12 protein-coding genes are annotated in these 18,062 nt (G+C 50.6%); 7 read left to right on the plus strand and 5 right to left on the minus strand.

Annotation, left to right across the window (positions count from 1 at the left end):
• Positions 1-284 precede the first annotated feature (284 nt).
• Complete coding sequence (locus tag N7E60_RS03190; protein ID WP_269598109.1) at positions 285-566, plus strand: hypothetical protein; 282 nt, start codon at positions 285-287, stop codon at positions 564-566.
• A complete protein-coding gene (locus N7E60_RS03195) occupies positions 563-889 on the plus strand; it encodes a hypothetical protein (RefSeq protein ID WP_131826387.1) in 327 nt (108 codons plus the stop codon). Before N7E60_RS03190 ends, N7E60_RS03195 begins: the two co-directional genes overlap by 4 nt.
• Positions 890-934: 45 nt before the next feature.
• Here the strand turns inward: N7E60_RS03195 and pheA are convergent, their stop codons facing one another.
• The 4 genes from pheA to N7E60_RS03215 form a co-directional block, all read right to left on the minus strand.
• Positions 935-2,119: a prephenate dehydratase gene (pheA, locus tag N7E60_RS03200; protein ID WP_269598111.1), complete on the minus strand. Its 1,185-nt coding sequence runs from the start codon at positions 2,117-2,119 to the stop codon at positions 935-937.
• A gap of 258 nt (positions 2,120-2,377) precedes the next feature.
• Entirely contained in the window at positions 2,378-2,728 is a 351-nt protein-coding gene (hpf, locus tag N7E60_RS03205) for a ribosome hibernation-promoting factor, HPF/YfiA family (protein ID WP_069586681.1), read from the minus strand.
• Positions 2,729-3,124: 396 nt separating this feature from the next.
• Complete coding sequence (gene dapD / locus N7E60_RS03210) at positions 3,125-4,156, minus strand: 2,3,4,5-tetrahydropyridine-2,6-dicarboxylate N-succinyltransferase (RefSeq protein WP_269598113.1); 1,032 nt, start codon at positions 4,154-4,156, stop codon at positions 3,125-3,127.
• Between the two features lie 225 nt (positions 4,157-4,381).
• The gene (locus N7E60_RS03215; RefSeq protein ID WP_069586683.1) at positions 4,382-4,690 is read right to left on the minus strand and encodes a YebG family protein; all 309 of its coding nucleotides are present in this window, start codon (positions 4,688-4,690) and stop codon (positions 4,382-4,384) included.
• An 83-nt stretch (positions 4,691-4,773) separates the two neighbouring features.
• Between N7E60_RS03215 and N7E60_RS03220 the strand changes: the two genes are divergently transcribed.
• The 3 genes from N7E60_RS03220 (at position 4,774) to N7E60_RS03230 (ending at position 11,649) form a co-directional block, all read left to right on the plus strand.
• Positions 4,774-5,457, plus strand: a complete 684-nt coding sequence (locus tag N7E60_RS03220; protein WP_269598115.1) for a DNA-3-methyladenine glycosylase I — start codon at positions 4,774-4,776, stop codon at positions 5,455-5,457.
• A 134-nt stretch (positions 5,458-5,591) separates the two neighbouring features.
• Positions 5,592-8,972, plus strand: a complete 3,381-nt coding sequence (recC, locus tag N7E60_RS03225; RefSeq protein ID WP_269598116.1) for an exodeoxyribonuclease V subunit gamma — start codon at positions 5,592-5,594, stop codon at positions 8,970-8,972.
• 430 nt (positions 8,973-9,402) lie between these two features.
• Positions 9,403-11,649 carry a CehA/McbA family metallohydrolase gene (locus tag N7E60_RS03230; protein ID WP_269598117.1) on the plus strand — a complete coding sequence of 749 codons (2,247 nt, stop codon included), beginning with the start codon at positions 9,403-9,405 and terminating at the stop codon, positions 11,647-11,649.
• Between the two features lie 115 nt (positions 11,650-11,764).
• On the opposite strand, the gene N7E60_RS03235 is transcribed toward N7E60_RS03230, so the two are convergent.
• A complete protein-coding gene (locus N7E60_RS03235) occupies positions 11,765-12,292 on the minus strand; it encodes a hypothetical protein (protein WP_269598119.1) in 528 nt (175 codons plus the stop codon).
• Between the two features lie 337 nt (positions 12,293-12,629).
• Here N7E60_RS03235 and recB point away from each other — a divergent pair, with 337 nt between their 5' ends.
• Both recB and recD read left to right on the plus strand, forming a co-directional pair.
• Complete coding sequence (gene recB, locus N7E60_RS03240) at positions 12,630-16,223, plus strand: exodeoxyribonuclease V subunit beta (RefSeq protein WP_269598120.1); 3,594 nt, start codon at positions 12,630-12,632, stop codon at positions 16,221-16,223.
• Positions 16,220-18,058, plus strand: coding sequence for an exodeoxyribonuclease V subunit alpha (gene recD / locus N7E60_RS03245; protein WP_269598121.1), 1,839 nt, complete (start codon positions 16,220-16,222; stop codon positions 18,056-18,058). The genes recB and recD overlap by 4 nt, the downstream gene beginning before the upstream one ends.
• Positions 18,059-18,062 lie beyond the last annotated feature (4 nt).

Consider the following 18,062-nt stretch of genomic DNA (forward strand, 5'->3'; position numbering starts at 1 on the left):
ACTTGGCTGGTTTTTTGATAGCGTAGAAATACCTTATCTGTCATAGGTAGAAATGGAATAAAAATAATGAGACAACTAGAGTGAGATCTTGGTCCTAAAAAAAATCATACCTCCAATGACTAGTGATTTTTTAATCGATTTTTTATTTATATATTGGTATTGTTTTTCGGGTTTTATTGTTCTTCTAGCTAAATATTAATTTAAATAAGAATTTTATGCAGAGTAGATATTTTCCATTAGTGGCTTTCATCTATATAGTGTTCAGCTCTTCGTTGTTATTTTCAATGTCTACAGTTGGAGACTATGTAGAGCACGCTATTAATTTCATATCACCTGTTGTGATGTTTTTTGTCATTATCGCATTATATTCAAAGTATAGAAATGTAGACATTTTTGGCGATTTAGAGTGTAAAATTATCGCTTTTTCATATGTTGCAATAACTATTGCTGACTATTTATATCCCATATTAAGATATTGGGATCAGAGCTTTAGTTCTAGTCATTATTCTCTGTTTTTAATTGAGGTTGGCGTTAATGCTGCGATAGCAAAGGTCATTATAAAATGAGTATGAACCCTAAGTCACTTTTAGGCTCTATATCTAAAGCATCTCCTTTGGCTACACCTTTGGAAATGATGTATGGACTACTAGAAGACAAAAAAGATGCAAATGAAAAATATAATGCTTTAATTCCCATACTACATGATGCTTTATCGCGCGGGTATCGATTTGAGTCTAAGGAAATACAATCAATTGTTAAAATACTAAGAGATATGCCCCCAGCTGGAGCTAGAAGAAATAATTTTGAAAAATTATACTTGAAGGATGAATACACGTTAAGAAAACTGCCTAAGGACGCCAGAGATATTCCATATGGACATTGGTATTAATAATTAAAGCCCACATCGTAGGCTTTTTTTATCGGTAACTTATGATTATTCGTTGCTGTCCGGCAGCGATACCTCGGTGGGAGAAATGGTTTCTGACGGATAGCAACCAAGCACTTTTAGATAACGGGTCAGGGTGGTGAGCTCGTCCAGTGCACTTTGCATCACATCACTGGCCATATTGGCTTCAACATCGACATAAAACATCTCTTCCCATGGGTTGCCGAGCACGGGCCGAGATTCCAGCTTGGTCATATTGATGCCGCGCTCTCGCAATACCATCAAACACTCCACCAAAGACCCTGCTTGCTGCGACGTCGACATAATGAACGTGGTTTTGGCAGGCGTAAGTTTGGACACTTTCACCGGCTTACGGGCCACCACAATAAAGCGGGTGTAGTTTTGCTGCTGATTCGCTATGTCTGTTTTGATTGCCGTGAGGCCATACAACTCACCACTGGCGGCATGGCCGATGGCAGCCACATTAGGTTGGTTTAAATCTGCCACTTGTTGCATCGCGTCAGCGGTGCTTGAACAGTACACTTTCTTAATTTTTCCTAAAGTATCGACATATTCGCTGCATTGCTGATGAGGCTGGGGATGCGCGTATAGGGTATCAATATGGCTGGGATCTTGGTCGCCAACGGTCAGTAAGCAATGAGCAATGGGAAGGGTTAACTCGCCAACGATAGATAGCCGGGTGTGCTGCAGCTGATCGTACACTTCATTGATCGACCCTGAGCTAGTATTTTCGACAGGCAATAAGCCATAGTCGGCATGGCCGGTTTCTACCGTTTCGACCACTTGTTTAAAGCTGTCACAAGCCATTTCCACCAATTCGGTCTGCTTGCGGCTAAAGTACTGGCGCGCGGCGAGATAAGAGTACGAACCTTGGCTGCCTAAAAAGGAAACCCGAGCTACCGGACGTTGATTGTCGGGGTTGGCCAGCGCTTGCAGATAACGCTGCTGGATCAGCACCGAGTCTTCAATAATGGTGTGGAAAATACTCAGCACATAATGGGCATCCAGTTGGTGAGAGCTGCCATCACTGACCAATTTTTCCAATAAGTCTTGTTCTCGCGCTTGATCGCGAATCGGTTTTTGAATTGCGATTTTGTTTTTCGCGACATCCACGCTGAGGCGGCGCCGCTCGGCCAGTAAAGTCAGCAATTCGTGGTCTAACTGGCTGATCCGAGTACGGATCTCGTCCAGTGAAAGTGGCGTGTCTGGCATACATTATCCTTGTTCTAATACAAAAAAACCTCCCGGTTGGGAGGTTAGAGCGCCATGCTGTTAAGGCTTAGCACGCTTCCTCCCGCACAGGCGAGATAAAAAAGAAGCGAAAGAAACGAGCAATAATCAGCATAGGGCCTTGGTTGTTATGTTTGCGTGTCAATTAACCATATTGACAGCGGGGGATGCTGTCAAGCACCAAAAAGCCCCGCGGGGGCGGGGCTGACATGTTTAGCGGGTGAGGTAATGCAATGCGGATTAGATTTCCTCGTCGGCTGCGTTTTCTTCCATTGCAACCGTTGCCGTTGATTTGTCGTTGCGGCGCGCTTCGCCTTTGTGTTGGACCTTATTTAATTGCTTCTCTAGCTTCTGGCCCACCTCGTTGATCGCTTTATACATGTCATCGCTTTCTGCAGAGGCCACGATGGTTGATCCTGGCAACCCTGCTTTGGCTTCTACTTTGAACTGATGGTTTGGCTCCTTACTGATCACAGCATGAGGATTGATGAGTGCCACCTGCCACTTGGCCAACTTATCAAAGCGGCTTTCGATGCGCTCACGGATGGCGGGAGTGATTTCGATGTTTTTGCCTGCAATTTCCACTCTCATACTCGTTCCTCTTTGTTCCCCTGTATTAGGTTCATATTCAGATTACCGCTTTCCTCCTTTGATAACGTGACTTGGCTCAAGTTTAAAGGGGGGAGAAAAAACGAAAAGTTGAACTGTGAGCCTTCACGGATCCTGACATTTGTTAAGCATGAAATCCCTTGAACTTAAAGACAAAAATGCTACCTTGAGAGAGGTCACGAATGCTGATTTACCCGCCAGTCAGGGCCGCGTCGCGCCTATTTGTTTTTCTACTTTTCGTTGTGGTTAAAAATGTGCCACAAATCAGCTTGTACTTTTTGGTGCTCTGCGGTGAAACGAGAGTGGCTCAAGCAAACTGGGCATAAAAAAGGCGACCATGATGGCCGCCTGATAATGCGCTGATAAACAATCAAAGCATTAGTTATTCGCGTGTAGCTCGTGGTTGAGCTCAACCGCACTCTTGTTGGTCAAACACTCAACGGCACCTGTTTTTGAATTACGACGGAACAGGAGATCGGCTTTGCCCGCCAAGTCACGTGCTTTAACGCTTTCGACCGCATTCCCGTCGGCGTCGAGCATGGTGACTTTGGTACCTGCGGTGACATACAGGCCTGACTCGATGGTGCAACGATCGCCCAATGGGAAGCCAAGGCCGGCGTTGGCACCGAGTAGTGAGTTTTCGCCAATCGAAACGACAATCTGGCCGCCGCCGCTCAAGGTTCCCATGATTGATGCGCCGCCACCAATATCACTGCCGTTGCCGACCATGACTCCTGCAGAGATACGGCCCTCAACCATGCTGACACCTTCAGTACCGGCATTAAAGTTGATAAAGCCTTCGTGCATCACTGTCGTACCTTCGCCCACATGGGCACCTAAACGCACTCGGGCGGTATCTGCAATACGCACGCCAGCAGGCACCACGTAATCGGTCATTTTCGGGAATTTATCCACGCACTCAACGGTCAATGTTTCGCCCTTCAGGCGAGCTTCCATTTGACGTTCAGGCAGTTCCGGCAAGTCAATCGGGCCTTGGTTGGTCCAAGCAATGTTGTGTAGCAGACCAAAGAGTCCGTCAAGCACCACACCGTGTGGTTTCACTAAGCGGTGTGAGATCAGTTGAAGCTTGAGGAAGCCTTCCGCCACTGACGCTGGCTTGATGTCATTTTCGAGGATCACCAGTACCAAGGGTTGTGTGGTTTGTTGCGCTTTATTGGCAAAGGTTGCCGCTTGAGAGGCGTCAGCCGCTGAGAAGGCTTCGCTGATCGCACCGCATGTTTCAGGCGCCACCTCGATCACTTGGTTACCCGACGTATAGTCGGTGAGGGCGCTAAGTGCGTTAACCAGCTCATCGCTCGGGTTGAGTAGTGGTGCCGGGAAGTAGACCTCAATGATTTTACCGTCCTGGTTTTTGGTCGCTGTACCTAGCGCCAGAGCAAAGCTTGCCATCGGGGAAGATCTCCTTGTGTGTATTTGGGCTTAAAACATCTAACGCTTCATCTTAAAGACAAGCGGCAGTGGTTGGAAGCGATCAAACGGCGGCTGACGAAAAAACCGCACAGGTCGGGGCAGCGATGCGCCTTAATGCATAGGTGGTGAAAGGGGCGGGCATAAAAAAAGCAAGCCACTGGGCTTGCTCTTTCGCGGATCCTAAAAGGGTCAGCAATCACAACATTAGGCAGCGTCGGCGTCTTTGTCGTCGCTATTTGTGTCCGCTTTGGTCTCGCTTTTAGCCGGCTTTTTCTTTGCCGCCTTGCGCTTGGCGCCCAGCGCTTCGAGGACAGAGTCTTTATGTTCAGCTAGGTATAGCGACAAGGCTTCACGCTTTTCTTCGTCGTCTACCAGTTTGCTCTCTTCAATCAGATCGAACAAGGCGTCTGCCATGTCCAACATTTTGTCGTAGGCATCGGCTTCGGCTTTGGAGGTAAATGTCATCTTTTCTTCTCCTTCGCGTTCGACCACGTACTTGACGATAACGGCCATAATCACCCTCTCTTCGTTGATTTACTGTCTTTTTATACAGTACGATAAGGGCCATTGTCTACTGACCCTGCCATGATTGTGACATGAGAGAAAAATTTAGCACTATTTATCAACGTGCCGCCGAACGCAAAGGCGGTCAACGTGCGTTAGAGCATATGCTGGTGGCACCGCTTGTATATGATGCCTTGTGTGAGATACCAGATGATCGCTGGCTCGCGGCGTTTAGCCAGAAGGTGTTTCAATCGGGCATTAGTTGGCAGGTAGTGCGTAAAAAATGGCCCGGATTTGAAGAGGTGTTCTGGGGCTTTGATATTGAGAAAATGCTGCTGATGCCGCCGGAAATGTGGGAAGAAAAAGCCACCAACCCAGCGATTATTCGTCACCTTACCAAGGTGATGACCATTCCGCACAACGCGGAAATGATCCACCGCGTGCAGCAATCGCACGGCAGTTTTAGCCAGTTTGTCGCCGATTGGCCCAGCGAAGATATTGTCGGTTTATGGCAGTATTTAAAAAAGCACGGTAAGCGTTTAGGTGGTAATACGGGTGCTTATACCTTGCGCCGAATGGGCAAGGACACCTTCTTGTTCACCCGCGATATCGAGCACTACCTGCGTGCGACTAAAATCGTTGATAGCGGCCGAGAGACCAAGCGGGCGATGCAAGCGGCGCAACAGGCATTTAATGAGTGGCAACAAGAGTCAGGCCGTTCACTGAACCATATCAGCCAGCTGATCGCATTCAGTGTGGGTGACAATCGCGTTTAATCGCGTAGCGATTTGCTGTGCCATCACACGGTTAGCAAGCCGTGTGCGAGGTCGCGGCGTATCGATGGCGGTTTGCGCTTAGTACGGCAATCGGCCACAATCGATGCCAGTTATCTTTCCCATGTGAGCGCCTTGTGTTTACTGTTTATCACTCTAATCAGCTCGATCTGTTGAAATCCTTGTTGGTCTCCCTGATCCAACAGCGACCGCTGTCTGACCCTTTTCAAAAAGAACTTATTCTGGTGCAAAGCCCCGGCATGGCGCAGTGGTTAAAAATGGCACTCGCCAATGAGCAGCAGATTGTCGCTAACGTCGAATTCCCGCTTCCCGCTACCTTTATCTGGCAGCTGTTTGTGCGGGTGTTGGATGGCGTGCCTGAGCGCAGTGATTTCAATAAAGAGGCGATGACATGGAAGCTGATGGATATCTTACCCAGCTGTCTGGATGCGCCAGAGTTCGCTGATTTAGCCGCGTATTTGGAAGATAGCCAGGATCAGCAGCGTGCTTACCAGCTGGCCGAAAAAGTGGCCGATATTTTCGACCAGTATTTGGTCTATCGCCCCGAGTGGGTGCTGGCATGGGAGCAAGAACAACCGGTACCCGAGCTTGACGATGTGCAGCCTTGGCAGCAAAAACTGTGGCGCCGCTTATACGATCACACCTTGGCGTTGGGTCAATCGCCTTATCATCGCGCCAACCTGTATCAAGAGTTTATCGATACCTTAACCAGTCATCAGCACAAACCTGAGGGACTGGCTGATATTGAGCGGGTCTTCGTGTTTGGCATCTCCGCGCTCCCACCACGCTATCTGGATGCGTTGCAAGCACTGGGCGAGCATGTGGAGGTGCATTTTATGTTCACCAATCCATGCCGTTATTATTGGGGCGATATTCGCGACAAGCGCTATCTGGCTAAACGTGCCGCATTGGCGCGGGATAAGATCAGCCGAATTGAAGACATCCCCGCCGAGAGCCAATTGGCACTGGGGCTTGATGAGCCTGAGCACGGTGAAGTAGGGAATAGCTTGCTGGCGTCGATGGGAAAACTGGGACGCGATAACTTACTGCTGCTCTCGGAAATGGCTTGTAATGAGATTGATAGCGGCTTTGTTGAGGTCACTCGCGATAATCTGCTGCATCACATCCAAGCCGATATTTTGGATTTGAATGAGCCGGGCGATCCCAAGCAGACTGAAACCAGTGCGGCGAAAACAGAAATCGAGCTAGATGATGCTTCGATCGCAATTCATGCCTGTCACAGCCCGATGCGCGAAGTCGAAGTGCTGCACGATCAGCTACTGGCGATGTTTGAGGCCAACCCATCACTGAGCCCCCGCGATGTGATTGTGATGGTGGCGGATATCAATGCCTACAGCCCCGCCATTCAAGCGGTGTTTGGTAATGCACCGAGTGAGCGTTTTATTCCGTTTTCCATCTCAGATCGCAGTGCCGATCAAGAAAGCCCGGTGTTAGCCGCCTTTTTGCGTCTGCTCACCCTGCCTGATAGTCGATGCAGTGCGGCGGAGCTATTGGAAATTCTTGAGGTGCCGGCGGTGTCGCGCCGTTTTGCCATCGACAGCCAACAGTTTGATCAGATTAAGCAGTGGGTGGAAGAAACCGGCATTCGCTGGGGGCTTGATACCCATACCGCGAGCCAATTTGCCTTGCCCGAGCAGTATCAGAATACGTGGCTATTTGGCCTGAAACGTATGTTACTTGGCTACGCGATGCCGAGTGAGGCCGGCTTGTTTGCAGACACCGTCCCTTATGATGAAGTCCAAGGACTTAATGCGGAGCTGGCGGGGCGTTTAGGATTGTTTATCGACACCTTGATTCACTACCAGCAGCAGTTGGCGATTGAATGCGATGGCAAGGCGTGGGTGGCGCGATTGACCCAAATGCTGGATGACTGCTTCGCCATTGAAGGGGATGAAGAGTTAGCAGTCAAATTGATCCGTACTCAGTTAGACAGTTGGCTAACGCAGCTCAGCGATGCCGCCTTTACCCATACGTTGACGTTGCCCGTGGTGCGCGATTACTTTAATGGTCGCCTCAATAACGAGCGAGTCAGCCAGCGCTTTTTGGCCGGCCAGGTCAACTTTTGTACCTTGATGCCGATGCGCTCCATTCCCTTTGATGTGGTGTGTCTGCTTGGGATGAATGATGGCGTGTACCCGCGCACAGTGCCCAGTGTCGGCTTTGATTTGATGGTGGGACGCACGCGGGCGGGAGATCGCTCGCGCCGCGACGATGATCGATACCTGTTTTTAGAAGCGTTGCAGTCAGCACAGCAGCGTTTGTATATCAGTTATGTCGGTCGCTCAGTGCAAGACAACAGCTTAAAAGTCCCATCAGTACTGGTCACCGAGTTGCTTGAGTATTGCACCCAAGGCTACTGTTTGGCCGGTGACCGCGACTTACCCGAAGCGCAGTCACGCCAGCAGTTGGAAGAAAAACTTATCCAGTTCCATCCGCTAACGCCCTTTAGCTCTGATGCCTTTTCCGGTGCTGGAAGTTATGCACAAGAGTGGCTACCAGCTGCTCAAGGACAAGGGACGCAACTGCCGGCATTTATTGGTGATGCGTTAAGCCCTGATCCGGACAGCCACAAGGATCCTGTGATTGAGTTGGCTGAATTGCAGCGCTTTTGGCGGTTGCCCGTGCGCTATTTTTTCCAACGCCGCTTGAAAGTCTTCTTTGAGCAGTTAGAAGCGCCGTTAGAAGAATTTGAACCCTTTAGTTTAGATACCTTGCACCGGTTTCAGCTACGCGATCAGCTGTTAGCTCACTTTATTGAAACCGATGACAGTCCCCAAAGTGTGCAGGATTTTATGGCTCGACAGCGTGGGCAGGGCAAGTTGCCTTTGGCGTACTTTGGCGAACTGACCTTGGATTCGCAAGTCACGGTGATCCGTGATATGTACCAACGTTTAACGCCTTTACTCGCCGCGCCGCGCCCTGATCTTGAGCTTAATCTGACCCTTCCCACTGCGTTGGGTGAAGTGCAATTGCAAGGTTGGCTCAACCGGCGTTATCAAGACAGCTTGGTCCGCTTTCATTGCGGTGATCTGACCGTGCGTCATCAGCTTGCGGTATGGATCGATCATTTATGTCAATGCGCGATGGGCGAAGCCGTGCCGAGTACATTGGTGGGGGTGAAAGAAACCATCGAGTTTTCCCCACTCAGCAAAGATGACGCGCTTGCACACTTACAAGCTTTGGTTGAAGACTATCAACATGGCCTCAACCAGCCGCTTACCTATCTGCCAAGCTCAGTCGGAGCGGGGATAAAAGCCCGAGATGGCAAAAAAGGCTTTGATAACAGTGAAACCGGCCAAGACAAAGCCCTAAAAGCGATACGCGATACGTTTGTGGGGGGCTTTAATCCTGGCGAAGGGCACGATCCTTACATCTACCGTGTTTGGCCGCAATGGCGAGAGAGCCTCGGCCAGGCGCTGTTAGCTACAGGCGATCGCCACTTAATGCCGATGCTAGCGCAGCGACAAAAACGTTAGCGTCTTATCTTCCTGCCGTACCTTATTAGCCAGACGTCTTGTCTGGCTTTTTTATGCGTAAAAAAAGAATATTTAACCGATGCTTCTTTTAGGGGCGTGGTGAACAAGACGGTTAAAAGCGATGCATCGTGAGACGCCAATAGAGCAAATTGTTATCACTTTGTTGTTTGTGTATTAGTCAAAAGCATGTATTTAATGAATTGATTTATTCGTGGTCTAAACATTCGTTTGGCTATTATTTTTTGGGTTAGTTATATAATTTTATTTATAAATATCAGTTAATTGTATAATTGAATAAAATTAGTGTGCATATCTTTGGTGAGGTTTGATGATGGTTTTTGTTGGTTTTTTATTTGAACGTGTAATTAAGTTAACGCACAATGTCATCGAAAATTCATATAACAAACCATGAAAAAAAGGATGTGCCTTCATGCATAAATTCTCAAAAAGCGCGGTGGCGACCTTAGTGTCTGGACTACTGTTGGGTGCCTCAGCGCATGCCGACGTCAGCATTACACAGGGTAAAACGGCGATTCCCGACGGCGAGGCAACGCACGCCCAAGACATCACCGTAAAAAACGAGCATGTCGCGTTTGCATTGGCGGTTGAGTCTGCGCCACCGTGGGGTGTGCCACGTGGCACCTTGGTGGATCTCGCGGCGGTGAAAAATGGCAAAATTGATCTAGACCGAGTCGCTTTTGCAGATTTCATCCCCAACAGCTGGTCGGCTTGGCCGAACGAGCGTAAGTCGATTGAGGTTGTGGAAGACAGCGATGAAAAAGCGGTGATCAAAGTGAGCCGTAACTTCGACAAGGTCGACATTACCACTTGGTATACCTTGGAAGCAGGCTCTGATTCGATTGGGCTGAAAACCGTGATGACCAACCAAGGCGAAGACGATCTTGAGCTGGAATCAGGCCACACGATTTGGCCGGATACGGGTTATCAGTTCGCAGTGCCGGGCCTTGAAGGCAATGAAGAAGCGATGGCGGATAACGCCCTTGCCGATCGCATGGTCGCGTATGACCGAGATTGGGCGTTTGCGTTGCATGCGCCTTACTTTGACCGCATCAAATACAATGGCCGCGACATGTATTTGGGCCACACGCTTAAAGCCGGTGAAACCCGTACCTTTGACTCAAAGCTGCAGGTTGTTCCAAACGGCGATATGGCACCGATTGTTAAAGCCGAAGCTGAGCGTCATGGCGAAGCGACGGGCACCATTAGCGGCCAACTTCGCGCCGACAATGGTAACGTGCCTGCCGATGCGATTGTGATGATTGAAAAAGACGGCCACCCTTACGCGTGGACGCTCGCTAAAGATGGTCAGTACAGCATGGCCTTGCCGGAAGGCAAGTACCAAGTGTACGGCACGGCAACCGGGCATGCGAATAGCCAGCCGCAATCTATTACCGTGAGTGCTGACAGTGAGCAGACACTGGACTTCACATCGCTGAAAAGCCCAGCGACGCTTGCGCTTAACGTGGAAGAAGCGACCTCTGGTGTCGCTAAAGACGCGCGTGTGACTATCATTGAAGGCCAAGCGCCACCGGTTGAATTTTTGGGTAAACGCACCTTCTTCACTGACTTGCTGCCAGCCGGCCATGCTGAGCTAAAGCTGGCACCGGGTGAATACAAGCTGGGCATTAACGCCGGTGCGGGCTTTACCGCAGAATCACAAACCTTGGATGTAACGCTCGAGTCGGGCAAAACCAACCAACAAGTGGTGAAAGTGCCTCAGGTTACCTTCCCAAATCGTAACCATTGGTATGGTGCTGATTTGCACCACCACGGTAATGTGTTGGAAGGGGTAACCCCACCAGAAATCGTGGTGCGTGCTCAGTTGGCAACCGACTTGGATCTGACCTTTATCAGTGATCACGACTCCACCATTAATCACAAAGTGTTTGCTGACTTATCAGCGAAACGTGGTGTGCCTTTCATTCCATCGATTGAAATCTCACCATCGTGGGGTCACATGAATCCATTCCCCATCGACAATGGCGCTGCGCTGACGGTCGATCCGGGTACTGATGACGTACATACTCTGATTGATGCTGCACATGAGATGGGTGCAGAAGTGGTGCCGATGAACCATCCATATAACGATTATGGCTACTTCACCAATATCGCTAAGGATGCGGTGCCGGGCGGTAAGACCGACCGTTTCGATCTGATGGAACTTAACGCACGTGTCGATAACGAGCCGACGCTTGAAAAAGCGCACAAGCTTTGGGATCAAGGCGAAGCCATGTACCTCACCGCGGGTACTGATACCCATGATGCGTGGAACCAGCTCACCGGTCGTATTCGTATGATGGCGCACGTTGACGGCGAATTGACGCCGCTCGCCTTTGCCAAAGCGTTAAAAGCCGGTCACGGCTATGCCACGCAGGGACCAATCTTGTACCCACAAAACATCATGTTTGGTGAAACCGCCAAGGCAGGTGATAAATGGGATATTAACGTCGTCGCCGCTGATGGCCTCAAAGAAGTGCGCTTAATCGGTCAAGGTGGTGAGGTGCTAAACAGCATTACCATTAACCCTGAAGAGAGCACACAGCGTCTTGAGCTATCGCTGTCTATTCCTGCGGATGCAGAAGGCTGGATCAACCTAGAAGTGGAAGATAAAGACGGCAGCACTGCATGGACCAACCCAGTGTGGATTCAGTCGTAAACCTCGAGTCTCAATCAATGAACCAAGGCCAGCGATGCTGGCCTTTTTTGCACTTTAAAGGTCCAATAAAGTATGTGTTATGTTTCATATTATATTACTGAACACTATTTTTTGATCAAAAACCTTTGTGCCCAAGAGACCAAAGATTATTTATGTTGTTCAGGTAAACAGTAACTTTATCAATTGAGTCATTTATTAATGCAACTGGCTCAACACATTTACTCGTTGGATCAAAGTAACCAACATCAGAACACCATGGATCGTTAAGTCCTTGAGTGATAATTGACAACTGCTGATAGAAGCTACTTAGTAAGGTTTTATTATCATAAAAGCTTTTATCAAGTATGACACTTACACCTCCTTTCCTTTCTCCAATATAAAGAACGGGTGCGAGTAAATTATTAAGATATAATATCTCAATGACTTCTATGATACGGGTATCATGATCTTCATCCCAAACAACACAAAAGTCTTGTGCTCTCAATGGCGTTTGAGGTTGATACATATTGTTAAGAAATTGGGCAGCTCTAAATATAGAGTAGTGTGTACCACGACCAAGATAGCCGATGGGAGTTTTCTCATCATAAACTGTAGAGAAAAGAGGAGAGTAAGCTTGACTTTGGATTTTCATGCGGGTCATCATCCGTTTTCAATGGATTGGCAGTTTCACCTGCGTATGCTTAGCCTTTCGAGATAAGCGATTCAAAATCAGCGTATATCCATATACCTGTTTATGCAAGCCCTTTAATTTTTCGCGAGTGCTTTCTCTGCACCTGATTAAGAACAATTATTTAGTACTTTTCTGATATTGTATTGTTCGTTGAGTTTGAATCATCCGCTAACCCGCCTAGAAAACAAGGCCTCAAGTGAAATGTTTGCGTGTTAGTTTGAAGGATCCTGCAATTGTTACTCTTGCCCGAATATGTTTTACCCCAAGGGGTTGCTACAATAGCGGGCAGACTAGGCGATGAAATAATGATATGGAACCGCAGATCCTCAACCCGCTCACCTTGCCACTTGATGGCGTCCGATTAATCGAAGCCTCCGCTGGCACCGGAAAGACGTTTACCATTGCTGGCTTGTACCTGCGATTGTTGCTTGGGCATGGCCGCGCAGCGCCGTGTCGGGTCGAGCAAATACTGGTGGTGACGTTTACCGAAGCGGCAACCCAAGAGCTAAAAGACCGTATTCGGCGTCGCATTCATGAGGCGCGTTTTGCCTTTATGCGCGGTGAGAGTGACGATCCTATCATTGAACCTTTGCTGGCAGAGATTAGCGATCATAAAACCGCGGCGCAGCGACTGTTAGAGGCCGAACGTCAGATGGACGAGGCGGCCATCTATACCATTCACGGTTTTTGTCAGCGGATGCTGACCCAAAATGCGTTTGAATCGGGCAGCCTGTTCAGTCATGAATTTGTCACCGACGAGCGACAGATCAAAGCGCGCGCGGCGGCCGATTTTTGGCGTCGTCGTTTTTATCCGCTGCCTAAATCGTTAGCCGGTGTGGTGAGCAGCTACTGGCCCGCACCGGAAGCCTTATTAAAAGAGATTGCGCCCTATTTATCCGGACCGGCTGTCACGGTTAAGGCGCCTGATCTCGGCGAAGATCTCACGGCGGCACACCAAGCGGCGATTGCCAAGATTGACGGGGTGAAGCGCGCATGGCGCGAGGCGGGGGAGCAGATCACCGAACAACTCAGCGCCGCTAAACTCGATGGCCGCAGTTATCGCAAAGACCATTTGGCGAACTGGCTGAATGCGATGGAACAATGGGCCAATGCCGAGACGCTTGATTACCAATTGCCTGACAAATTGGAAAAATTCGCTCAACAGACATTAGCGGCCAAGAGTAAAGCAGAACCACCGAGTCTAGCGCTATTTGATCAAATTCAGGCATTGGTTGATCAGCCGCCGACGTTAAAGCCGGGATTAACCGCGCTGGCGATCAAAGAAGTTCGGCAGCTGCTCCGCCAAGAAAAACGCCGTCAAGGGTGGCTCTCGTTTGACGATCTCCTTTCTCAGCTTGCCAGCGCACTTGACCAAGATAGCCAAGGCCAGTTGGCTGCGCGTATTCGCAGCTTATATCCGGTGGCAATGATTGATGAATTCCAAGACACCGACCCGCTGCAATATCAGATTTTTAGCACTGTCTATCAGCCGCCAGTGGCGGACGATGCCCCTGTATTCGCAGACGCAGAGACAGACACAGGGGAAGAGGATGAGCGCACCGGTTTAATGATGATTGGCGATCCTAAACAGGCGATTTATGCCTTTCGTGGCGCCGATATCTTCACCTATATTCATGCCCGTGCACAGGTGAGTGATCACTATAACCTTGCCACCAACTGGCGCTCGACAGATGGCATGGTGCGCGGGGTCAATGCCTTGTTCTCACGTGCGAAGGCACCGTTTGTCTATCAAGACAGTATTCCCTTTTTAGAGGTGGCCTCTTCGCCTAGCGCCAAACAAAAGGCGCTGGTGGTGGAGGGAAACGAGCAGCCCGCGCTCACCTTTTGGCATCACAGCCCGGATGAATTGTGTGCCAAGCAAGATTTTGAACAGACCTTGGCGGTGAGTACCGCACAGCATATCACTCAGGTACTCAACCAATCGATGGCGGGCAATAGTTATCTACAAACTCCGTCCGGCCGAGCCGACATTCAGCCGCACAATATCGCTGTGTTGGTGCGCACCGGACGCGAGGCACAGCTGGTCAAGCAAGCGCTGGCCGAAAAAGGCGTGGCGTCTGTGTATCTTTCTAACCGTGATAATGTGTTCGCCAGCCCCGTCGCCAGCGATATTGAGCGCATTTTAGTGGCGGTCATGCAGCCTGAAAACGAGCGTAAGTTGCGGGCAGCGCTAGCCAGCCCTTTATTTGGCCTGACCGCAGAGCAGCTGGCGTTACTCAATCAAGACGAAGCCTTGTGGGAGCAAGAGGTGGTGGCCTTTAGCCATTACCGTGATACTTGGCAGCGTCGTGGGGTGATGCCGATGCTTCGCCAAGTCGCCAGTGCCCGCCAAGTGGCAGAAAACTGGTTGGCGATGCCGCAAGGCGAACGCTGTGTGACCGACTTTTTGCATATCGCGGAGTTGCTGCAAAGTGCCAGCCAGCAATTGGACAACCCACACGCGCTGATCCGCTGGTTACAAGAGCGAATGGCCGAGCCGGCTCAACAATCGGAAGAGCAGCAGGTGCGGTTGGAGTCGGAGCGTGATTTGGTGCAAATCGTCACCATCCATAAATCAAAAGGCTTGGAATACGATCTGGTTTACTTGCCGTTCGCTTGTCAGTATCGCGAAAGCAGCCAACCGTTTTATCATGATGAACAGTATCAGCCGGTGCTGGCGCTGGATAATGTCGATGAAGGCAAAGAACGTGCTGAAAAAGAGCGGCTGGCTGAAGATATCCGCTTGCTATATGTGGCGGTGACGCGCGCCGTGTATGGGTGTTTTATCGGCTGTGCGCCCCTTAAACAAGGTAATAGTCGGCAAAAAGACTCGGCTTTGCACTTAACGGCCCTCGGTTATTTGCTCCAGCATGGAGAAGCCGGTGATGCTAGTTTGCTGGCCGAGAGTTTGGCTGGATTGGCGAGCGCGAGCGATGCGGTGGCGGTGGTCGCGCCGCCTGAACCGGATGATAGCCATTATGCCCCTCAAACGGGGGCGCACGAGGCGCTAAGCGCGCGTCAGTTTGACGGCAAAATTGACCGTCAGTGGCGGTTAACCAGTTACTCAGGGCTGTTAAAACAAAGCCATCACATCAGCGCTTTACCAACATTGGCCAGTTATGACTTGGACGCGGACGATGACCTCGCTGACGAGGAGACAGCAGATGTGGCGGTGGACCTTTGGTCGGTTTTTGCGTTTCCCAAAGGCGCGCGAGCCGGTACCTTTTTACACACCTTATTTGAAGAGGTGGACTTTACCGCTGATTTGATGGGTGAAGAGGTCGCTGAACTCATCACCCATCACCTTAGCTTGGAAAACTATGACCCGCAGTGGTGCCCGATATTGCAGCAGTGGATGACTCAGGTATTGAAACATCCGCTTAATGAGCAAGGGCTGAGGCTGAACCAAATTGACAACGCCAGTCGGTTAACGGAGATGGAGTTCGTGATGCCTTTGGCCGCACTGGACTGCCAGCGATTGAATCGACTTGCCGCGCGATATGATGCCTTATCAGCGCGAGCTGGCCAGCTCACCTTTGAGACGGCGCGCGGGATGTTAAAAGGCTTTATCGATTTAACCTTCCGCGCCGACGGCAAGTATTACGTGCTGGATTGGAAGTCGAACCATTTAGGGGACAGTGTGGCCGATTATCATCCTGATGCGCTCAAAGAGGCGATGATCGCGCACCGATACGACTTTCAGTACCAGATCTATACCTTGGCGCTGCACCGCTTTTTGCGCCAGCGGATCCCAGATTATGATTACGACACCCATGTGGGGGGCGTGTTTTATTTCTTTTTACGGGGCGCCAGTGATAGCGGCGAGACCGGTGTGTTCGCGCACCGTCCCGACAAGGCACTGATTGACGCCTTGGACAACCTGTTTGCTGGAGAGTCGGTATGAAACAAGCATTAATGGCACTATACCAGCGCGGGGAATTACGAGCGATTGATGTGCAATTTGCTTGTTTGATGGGCGAAGAAGACACCCAATTAGATAAGGCTGCTATCACCGTATGGGCGGCGCTGCTGAGCCGCGAGGTGGGCAAAGGCCATGTCTGCCTTGATTTGCACCAGTGGCAGCCACCCAGTGACGTCGCTTGGCAGCCTTTATTGGCGCACATTGATAGCCAAGCGCCAAGCGAGCAATTGGCACAGGCGTCGGTGGTGTCTGACGGGACGCAGGCGACGCCCTTGGTGCTTGCCGGACACCGACTGTATTTGCATCGCTACTGGCATGCCGAGCAGCAAGTGGCAGGGCATATTCGCCAGCGTCTGACGGCGCTGCCGGTACCGGATGAGGCCAGACAAACCCTAGATAATTTATTTGCCGCCTCACAGGCAGAGATAGACTGGCAAAAAGTGGCGGCAGCCACCGCGTTGACCCAGCCTTTTGCGGTGATTTCGGGTGGGCCGGGTACGGGTAAAACCACCACCGTCGCCCGTTTGTTGGCGGCGCTGGTGGCCTCGCACCACGCCGAGCGTACAGCCTCTGCAGCGCTCACTATCAAGCTGGTGGCCCCGACCGGTAAAGCGGCTAACCGATTGACTGAATCACTGGGGCGGGCGATTGCCGCTTTGCCTGTTGATCATGACGTGAAAGCGGCGCTGCCAACCCAAGCCAGTACCATTCACCGATTATTAGGGGCGATTCCGCAGCGAGTGGCGTTTCGCCATCATAAAAATAATCCCGTGCATGCGGATGTGTTGATTGTCGATGAAGCCTCAATGGTGGACTTGCCTTTGATGGCACAGCTGTTCGATGCCTTGGCGCCCTCAACACGCATTATTTTGCTGGGGGATAAAGATCAGCTTGCCTCTGTGGAAGCGGGGGCGGTGCTAGGCGATATTTGTCAGTACGCCGAGGCGGGCTATCCAGCGGCGCAAGCAGCGCGTTTAAGCCAACTGACTGGCTTTGATGTACCCGAAAACCCGCACGCGCCAGCGATTGCCAGTGCTCTGTGTCTGCTGCGAAAGAGCTATCGCTTTGATGCCCAATCCGGCATTGGCCAGCTCGCCTTTGCGGTGAACCGAGGAGAAATGGCTGAGGTGGGGGCGGTGTTAAAACGCGGCTATAGCGATATTGCCCACCATGTGTTGAGTGATGACAGCTATCAGGCCCTGATGCAACAAGCGGTGACAGGATATCGCAGTTACTTAACGGCACTCGACAATGCAACGCTCGAAAATCCGTCATCGATGGCGGACGTGCTGAGTGCCTTTAGCCAATTTCGTTTGTTGTGTGCATTGACTGAAGGTCCATTTGGCGTCGCTGGTCTCAACCAAGCCATTGAGCAGCACTTGGCGTCGACAGGGCTGATCGCCAAAGAGCGTGACACCTGGTACCACGGCCGACCGATCATGATTTTGCAAAACGATCATGCTCTGGGGCTGTATAACGGTGACATTGGGATTGCGGTGCAGCATGAAGGGATTACGCGAGTAGCGTTTGAAACCCATGATGGCGAGGTGCGCTATTTGCTTGCCAGCCGTCTGCCCGCCCATCAAACCGCGTTTGCGATGACGGTGCATAAATCACAGGGTTCGGAGTTCGCGCATACGGTGTTGGTATGTCCGCCCACTATTTCACCGGTGATCACCCGCGAGCTGATTTACACCGGCATCACGCGGGCGAAGCACCAGCTTGATCTTTACGCGTCTTGGCCGGTGCTGCGCCACGGTGTGAGCGCACGCACCGCAAGGTATAGTGGTTTGCCGGATGCTTTAATAGCGCCTTGAGTGT

Origin of the sequence: Salinivibrio proteolyticus (assembly GCF_027286365.1) — a bacterium.
GTDB lineage: Bacteria > Pseudomonadota > Gammaproteobacteria > Enterobacterales > Vibrionaceae > Salinivibrio > Salinivibrio proteolyticus.